Origin of the sequence: Streptomyces flavofungini (assembly GCF_041028215.1) — a bacterium.
Classification (GTDB): Bacteria; Actinomycetota; Actinomycetes; order Streptomycetales; family Streptomycetaceae; genus Streptomyces; species Streptomyces flavofungini_B.
The window spans coordinates 1-6,075 of record NZ_JASKYR010000538.1; the positions used below are offsets into that span (position 1 = coordinate 1).

Below are 6,075 nucleotides of genomic sequence, written 5' to 3' on the forward strand. Positions count from 1 at the left end.
GCAGGCGCCGCGACCGGGGCCGGAGCCGGAGCCGCAGCCGGGGCCGCAGCCGCGACCGGAGGAGTCGTCGCCGGGGACGTCTCCGAGGGGCGGGAGAGCAGCTCCTGGGGTATCAGCAGGAGCACCCCCGTGCCGCCGCGCGCCGACGGACGGAACGACACCGTCAGGCCGTGCTTGCGGGCGAGCCTGCCGACGACCGCGAGACCGAGCCGCGTGCCGGAGAGCCCGCCGAGGCCCTTCGTGCCGCCGGACACGGCCTGTTCGGCGCGGCGCTGCTGCACCGGGCCCATGACGAGGCCGCTGTCCTCGACGGAGATGATGACCCCGGCGGCGACCTCCTCGATGTAGACGTGCACCTCGGAGGTGGGCGGCGAGAAGTTGGCGGCGTTGTCGAGGATCTCGGCGAGGGCGTGCATGACGCCCTCGGCGGCGTGGCCCGCGACGGCGACCTCGCTGGCGGAGTGGACGCGCACGCGCTGATAGCCGCCGATACGGCCCATCGCGCCGCGCAGGATCGACTCCATGACGATCGGCTTCGCCCAGCGGCGTCCCGAGCGGGCGCCGGTCAGGACGGCCACCGAGTCGGCGATGCGGCCCGCCTGCGCGGTCCTGTGGTCCAGGTGCAGCAGATCGGTCAGGACGTCCTCGTCGGCGTGCCTGCCCTCCATCTCGCGCAGGTCGGCGAGCATGCCGGTGGCGAGGGCCTGCATACGGCCCGCCGCGTTGGCGGAGGCGGCGAGGGCGGCGGCGCGCTCGGACTCGGCGGTGCGTACCCGCACGGTCAGGGCGGTGCGCTCCCGTATGTGCTCGGCGGTCAGCGCGGCGATCTCACGGGCGTGACGGCCGGTGAGGTGCTCGTGCTCCTTGCCGAATTCCGCTGCCTGACGGGCCTGTTCGTGGCGGGCGCGGTCCATCTCCTGCCGGGCGGCGTCAAGCTGACGCCGCAGCAGGGCGGTGGTCCGTACGCCGTGGAAGGCGGTGGCCACGGCGACGCTGAGCGCGAGCGAGGCGGCACCGGCTCCCCAGGCGAGGGGCGTGCGCACGGAATCGGGCGCCAGGGCCACGGCCGTTCCGGAGAGCGCCGCGGTGACCAGGGCGCAGGCCAGCAGGACGAGGGCGGACGGGCGCGAGGGAGCGCGCTCCGTCCCGGGGCGCGCCAGGGGGGTTTGCGCGGTCATCAATCGTGGTCCTCGATCGGAAGCGACACACTCTGCTCGAACGTGCTCGGGTATTTCTCAAGGTCAGCACAAATTGTGCTCACTATAGGAGAGTTGCTGACCGGAGTGGGAATGATCCCTTCCGGATCATGACATAACGGGTGCGGCGGGCTGGCCGCCAGGGGGCCCCGAGGGGGCATCCTGGCCGCTATGAGCGACCGGAAGAGCAAGCGGCGGGGCGACCTCGACGGCGGTACGGAGGGCCTGGGCCACGCGCTGCGGGCAGCCGTGCGAGGCGACGTCGATCTCTCCGTCACCGCGCGTGCCCTGCACACCATGGACGCCTCCAACTACCGCCGTGTCCCGGCCGCGATCGTGGCGCCGCGCGACGCCGACGACGTGGCGGCGGTGCTCGCGGTCTGCCGGGAGCGGGAGGTGCCGGTGGTGGCACGCGGTGCGGGCACCTCGATCGCCGGGCAGGCCACGGGCATCGGCGTCGTACTCGACTGCACCCGGCATCTGCGGCGCATCGTCTCCCTGGACCCGGAGGCGCGAACGGCCGTGGTCCAGCCCGGAGTCGTCCTCGACGACCTGCGCGCCGCCGTCGCCCCGCACGGCCTCACCTTCGGCCCCGACCCCTCGACGCACAACCGCTGCACGCTCGGCGGCATGGTCGGCAACAACTCCTGCGGCTCCCACTCGGTGGCCTGGGGCACCACCGCCGACAACGTCCGCGAACTGTCCGTCATCGGCGGCCGGGGCGGCACCCAACGCCTCGGCCAGGGCTGGCAGGGCGCGCCGCACGGACTGCGCGAACTCGTCGACGGACACCTGAAGCTCCTGCGCACCGGCTACCCCGACCTGCCGCGCCGCATCTCCGGCTACGCGCTCGACGCGCTGCTCCCGGAGCGCGGTCCCGACCTCGCGCGCGCGTTCTGCGGCTCGGAGGGCACCCTCGGCATCCTCACCGAGGCGACCGTACGGCTCGTCGAGGCGCCCCGCGCCCGCGCCCTCGCCGTGCTCGGCTACGCCGACGAGAGCGCGGCGGCGGAAGCGGCCCCCGGGCTCCTGCCGTACGGTCCGCTGACCGTCGAGGGCATGGCGGCCGACCTGGTGCGCGGCGCGGCCGGGCTGCCGAGGGGCGGGGCCTGGCTGTTCGTGGAGACGGGCGGCGCGAGCCCGGCCGAGGCACGCGCGCGAGCGGCGGAACTCCTGCGGGCTGCCGACGCGCTCGACGCGGTGGTCGTGGAGGACCCGGCCGGGCAGCGGGCCCTGTGGCGGGTGCGCGAGGACGCGAGCGGCACGGCCACGCGCCTGCCCGACGGGCCGGACGGCACACCCGGCGGAGAGGCGTGGCCGGGCTGGGAGGACTGCGCCGTGCCGCCCGCGCGGCTCGGCGCCTATCTGCGGGACTTCCGCGCGCTGCTCGCCGAACACGGCCTGCGCGGCACCCCGTACGGGCACTTCGGGGACGGCTGCATCCATGTGCGCGTCGACTTCGACCTGATCACCCCCGAGGGCGTGGCGCGGTTCCGCCGCTTCTCCGAGGAGGTCGCGGACGTGGTCGTCGCGCACGGCGGCTCGCTCTCCGGCGAGCACGGCGACGGGCAGGCGCGCGCGGAACTCCTGCCGAAGATGTACGGCCCGGAACTCGTCCGGCTCTTCGAGCGCGTCAAGGACCTCTGGGACCCCGAGGGCCTGCTCAACCCCGGGATGCTGGTGCGGCCCTCGCCCCTCGACGCCGACCTGCGCTTCGCGCCGCTGCCGCGCGAGCCGGTCGACGTCGCCTTCGGCTACCCGCAGGACGGCGGCGACTTCTCGGCGGCGGTCCGGCGGTGCGTGGGGGTCGCCAAGTGCCGAACGGCGGCGCCGGGCTCCGCCACGGACGTGATGTGCCCCTCCTTCCGCGTCACGGGCGAGGAGGAGCACTCGACGCGGGGCCGGGCACATCTGCTGCACGAGATGCTCGCCGGTGAGGTGGTGACGGACGGCTGGCGTTCGACGGAGGTCAGGGACGCGCTCGACCTCTGTCTCTCCTGCAAGGGCTGCCGCACCGACTGCCCGGTCGGCGTCGACATGGCCACGTACAAGGCGGAGTTCCTGCACCACCACTACGCGGGCCGGCGCAGGCCCGCAGCCCACTACGCGATGGGGTGGCTGCCGCGCTGGCTGCGGGCCGTCGCGGCGACGCGCACCGCCCGCGTGGTCAACGCCCTGGCGCGGGTGGGTCCGCTGGCGGCGCTCGGCAAGCGGCTCGGCGGGATCGACGCGCGGCGCGGGGTGCCGGAGCTGGCGCCGCGCACGTTCCGGCGGTGGTGGCGCGCGGGACACGGGGCGGGGCCCGGGGGACCCCGGGCCGTCCTGTGGCCCGACACCTTCACCGACCACCTCTCGCCCGAGGTGGGCAGGGCCGCCGTGCGGGTCATGGAGGCGGCCGGGATCGCCGTCGAGCTGCCGCCGCCGGGAGTGTGCTGCGGGCTGACGTATGTGTCGACGGGACAGCTCGACCGGGCGCGCGCGGTGCTGCGGGGCACGGTGGAGCGGATGGCCCCGCTGGTGGCCGCCGGGGTGCCGGTGGTGGTCCTGGAACCGAGCTGCGCGGCGGCGCTCCGCACGGACCTGGCCGAGCTGCTCGGCGACGACCCCCGCGCGCACCGGCTCGCCGGGTCCGTACGCACCTTCGCCCAAGCCGTCGAGGAACTGGCGCCCCAGTGGCGGCCACCCCGCGTCGACCGCCCGGTGACCGGCCAGACGCACTGCCACCAGCACGCGGTCCTCGGCGACGCGGCGGAGCGGCGGCTGCGGGCCAGGGCGGGCCTTGAGGGCGCCCTGACCGGCGGCTGCTGCGGGCTCGCCGGGAACTTCGGGTTCGAGCGCGGGCACCACGAGGTCTCGGTGGCCTGCGCGGAGGAGGCGCTGCTGCCCGCGGTGCGCGACGCCCCGGCCGGGGCGGTCGTGCTGGCCGACGGTTTCTCCTGCCGCACCCAGCTCGGCCAGCTCGCGGGCGTACGGGCCCGGCACCTGGCGGAGGTGCTGGCCGAGGCGCTGGACGAGCGGTGACCCGCACGGCCCGCCCACGTCATGCCCGCGGTGCATAACCACAGCCTGTCCGGCATTTCACGCGCGCCGCGAGCGGCCGTACCTTCGAGGTGTGGACGCGGGTTGCGTACAGCAGTGAAACCCCTCCACAATCCTGACACGGTCCAATGACCTGGACGGTACGGTCCACGGTGCTGGACTCGGTACGGCAGCAGGAAGGCTCAGCGGTGAATATCTCGCGCAGCGACCAGGCGGCACCGTCGGCACCTGCGGCGGCCCCCGTCGTGGCGCAGCAGCCGGAGGTCGCAGGGGCCGCCGAGGCGGTGGCGACGGCCGAGGGGGCGTCCGGCACCCCCGCCGCCCCCGGCGGTGGCCTCCGGGCCCGTTTCGGCTCGCTCGGACCGGTGGGTCTGGTGCTCGCGGGCGGGATCTCCGTGCAGTTCGGCGGCGCGGTGGCCGTCAGCGTGATGCCGAGGACCGGGGCGCTCGGCATCGTGGCGCTGCGGCTCGCCTTCGCCGCGCTGGTGCTCCTGATCGTGTGCCGCCCGAAGCTGSGCGGTCACTCGCGCGCCGACTGGGGCACGGTCGTCGCCTTCGGCGTGGCGATGGCCGGGATGAACGGGCTGTTCTACCAGTCCGTGGCCCGCATCCCGATGGGCCCCGCCGTCACCCTTGAGGTGCTCGGACCGCTCGCGCTCTCCGTCATCGCCTCCCGCCGCGCGGTGAACCTGGTCTGGGCCGGTCTCGCGCTCTGCGGTGTCTTCCTGCTCGGCGGCGGGGGCGGTCTCAGCGGCCTGGACCCGGCGGGCGTCGCCTTCGCGCTCGGCGCGGGCGCGATGTGGGCGACGTACATCATCTTCAGCGCGCGGACCGGGCGGCGCTTCCCGCAGGCCGACGGGCTCGCCCTGGCGATGGCGGTCGCGGCGGTGCTCTTCCTGCCGCTGGGCATCGCCGACGCGGGCTCGCGGCTCGTGCAGCCCGGCACGCTGGCGCTCGGCGCGGTGGTCGCGGTGATGTCGTCGGTGCTTCCGTACACCCTGGAGCTGCTGGCCCTGCGCCGCCTGCCCGCGCACACCTTCGCGGTCCTGATGAGCCTGGAACCCGCCATCGCCTCGGTCGCCGGTTTCCTGGTCCTGAGCCAGGCGCTCTCGGCCGTGGAGGCCCTGGCGATCGCCCTGGTCATCGCGGCGAGCATGGGCGCGGTGCGCACGCAGGTGGGCCGCGGGAAGTCATCGCGCGGGGGCGCGGAGCGGTAGCGGGGCCGCAGTCAGAGACCGGCGAAGGCGTCGGCACCGGCATCGGTGCCGACGCCTTCGCCGTATGCGGGGCCCCGGTTGCTCGGAGGACCCGGTGACCCGGAAAAAATTATGCAAGCACGCTTGCTTGTTTCTGTGGGCGCTGCCATGCTCCCTGGCACATCGCCGTGCCCCGAGGGGAGCGTTCCGTGTCCGATGCCCTGTCCGTGCTCGACGACCTGCGTGCCGAGGGTGAGGAACTCGACGCACTGGTCGCGGAGTTGAGCGAGGAGCGCTGGGCGCTCGTGACGCCCGCGCCCGGCTGGACCGTCGCCCACCAGATCGCGCACCTCGCCTGGACCGACCGCGCCGCCCTGCTCGCCGCCACCGACCCGGAGGCCTTCGCCGCCGAGGTGGAGAAGGCGGCGGCGGCCCCGGACTCGTTCGTGGACGAGGGCGCGGCCGAGGGCGCGGCACTGTCGCCCGCCGAGCTGCTCGGCCGGTGGCGGACCGGCCGCGACACCCTGCGCCGCGCCCTCGCCGAGGCCCCCGCCGGGACCCGCCTGCCGTGGTACGGGCCGCCCATGGCCGTCGCCTCCATGGCGACCGCGCGGCTCATGGAGACCTGGGCGCACGGCCAGGAC

4 protein-coding genes are annotated in these 6,075 nt (G+C 75.2%); 3 read left to right on the forward strand and 1 reads right to left on the reverse strand.

Annotated elements, in window-relative coordinates; all coding sequences use genetic code 11:
* Positions 1-1,178, reverse strand: a 1,178-nt coding sequence (locus tag AB8Z36_RS29075) for a sensor histidine kinase (RefSeq protein ID WP_369216363.1), incomplete at its 3' end; no start/stop codon positions are given.
* A 189-nt stretch (positions 1,179-1,367) separates the two neighbouring features.
* Here AB8Z36_RS29075 and AB8Z36_RS29080 point away from each other — a divergent pair.
* From AB8Z36_RS29080 to AB8Z36_RS29090, 3 genes are all read left to right on the forward strand, one after another.
* On the forward strand, positions 1,368-4,217 hold the full coding sequence (locus AB8Z36_RS29080) for an FAD-binding and (Fe-S)-binding domain-containing protein (RefSeq protein WP_369216364.1): 2,850 nt from the start codon (positions 1,368-1,370) through the stop codon (positions 4,215-4,217).
* Positions 4,218-4,423: 206 nt separating this feature from the next.
* On the forward strand, positions 4,424-5,452 hold the full coding sequence (locus AB8Z36_RS29085) for an EamA family transporter (RefSeq protein ID WP_440582024.1): 1,029 nt from the start codon (positions 4,424-4,426) through the stop codon (positions 5,450-5,452).
* Positions 5,453-5,640: 188 nt separating this feature from the next.
* The coding region (locus AB8Z36_RS29090; protein WP_369216365.1) for a maleylpyruvate isomerase N-terminal domain-containing protein at positions 5,641-6,075 on the forward strand (435 nt) is incomplete at its 3' end.